General features: G+C 64.5%; 1 protein-coding gene. It reads left to right on the forward strand.

All coding sequences use genetic code 11. The features are described from left to right. The first annotated feature begins 303 nt into the window (after positions 1-303). Complete coding sequence (locus ETD86_RS54240) at positions 304-1,608, forward strand: IS110 family RNA-guided transposase (protein ID WP_138674370.1); 1,305 nt, start codon at positions 304-306, stop codon at positions 1,606-1,608. The last annotated feature ends 89 nt before the right edge of the window (positions 1,609-1,697 follow it).

Raw genomic sequence — 1,697 nt, forward strand, 5'->3', positions numbered from 1 at the left:
CGGATGAGTCCTTGATGCCCTTGGAGGACGCTGCTTCGGCGTGAAAAGGGGGGCTGCTCCGCCGTACTCCGGATTGTTACGAGCGGAGGGTGCTGTGATCGGTGAGGCTGAGGGTGGGCGTGGCCGCTCACTGACGTCGTAACCTCTTGGCGGGCTTGGACCCCGTGGATGAGTCTGACGCCGGGAGCCATACCCAGGGCTGCTTATTGGTGCTTCGAGCCCGCGGACTAGATTTCCTCGTGCCCCTGGCTCCTGTGAGCGGCCACGCCTGCCAGTAATGCCGTCACATGGTAGGAGGCGCGGATGCGCGATGTCGAGGACGAGCCGCTGTTTGTGGATCGGGTCGCTGGGCTGGATATCGGCAAGAAGGAGATCGAGGTCACCATCCGGGTGCCCAGCGAGACCAGGGCGGGACGGCGGATGAGCGAGTCTCGCACCTTCGGTACCACCCACGCTGAACTGCTGAACCTGGCGGATTGGTTACGCAGCTGGCAGGTGAGCACGGTGGGGATGGAGGCGACGGGCGATTACTGGAAACCTCCGTTCTTCGTGTTGGAGGGGCAGGGGTTTGACTGCCAGCTGTACAACGCCGGCCAGGTCAAGGCGCTGCCGGGGCGGCCGAAGACCGATCGGGCCGACTCCATCTGGCTGGGCAAGATCGTGGAGCGGGGAATGATCGTCTCCAGTTTCGTGCCGCCCGAGCCGATCCGGCGGTTGCGTACCCACACCCGTTATCGCCGCAGTCTGGTCCAGGCCAGCACCAGTGAGAAGCAGCGGGTGGAAAAGCTCCTGGAGGACGCCCATCTAAAGCTCACCTCGATGATCAGTGACCTGTTCGGAGTCTCCGGCCGCGGCATGCTCCAGGCCATCATCGGCGGGCAGCGAGACCCGAAGGTGCTGGCTCAGCTGGCCCGGGGCCGGATGCGCATGAAGATCGCGGCGTTGGAGCAGGCGCTGGACTGTTCCTTCCTCACCGAGGAGCATGTGGCGGTGCTGCAGATGATGCTGGCCACTATCGACCACTACGACCGGCAGATCGCCACCCTCACCGCCACGATCGAGCAACTGATCGAGCCGTATACCCGCCAGGTCGAGCAGCTGGATGAAATCCCCGGCATCGGCACGGTCGGTGCTGCAGACATCATCGCCGAGATCGGTGTCGACATGAGCGTCTTTGCCACACCCGCTCACCTGGTCTCCTGGGCCAAGTTCGCGCCCCAAGTGAAGAAGTCGGCCGGCAAACGCAAAGGCAGCAATGCCACCGGCCGCGGCAACCCTTACCTGGCCGCTGCACTTGGCGAGGCGGCCATCGGAGCCGGAAACACCCAGTCCTTCCTCGGCGCCCGCTACCGCAGGTTGAACCGGCGCATGCCCAAGAAGAAAGCCCTGGTCGCCACTGGCAACTCCCAGCTGGTCATCATCCACGCGTTGCTGTCTGACCCCGGCGCCCGCTATCAGGACCTGGGCGCCGACTACTACGAAACCCGGATGCACGTCCGCCGCCAGGCCCGCAATCACGTCAAGAGCCTGGAACGACTCGGCTACAAGGTCACCATCGAGTCGATAGCTCCAGATGAGGAACACCTGCCGCTGACCTCAACCGGCTGACAACCACCCGGGACTGATCCGACGGCGCCCCACCCGCGCCGCCGGATGTTGCCGCCTGCCCAGCTGAGGTCCTGTTTTCGGACTAGATG

Origin of the sequence: Nonomuraea turkmeniaca (genome assembly GCF_005889735.1) — a bacterium.
GTDB lineage: Bacteria > Actinomycetota > Actinomycetes > Streptosporangiales > Streptosporangiaceae > Nonomuraea > Nonomuraea turkmeniaca.

Bases quoted from the DNA above. Each gene is read 5' to 3' on its own strand.
- ETD86_RS54240 (WP_138674370.1), top strand. From the start codon at position 304: ATGCGCGATGTCGAGGACGAGCCGCTGTTTGTGGATCGGGTCGCTGGG.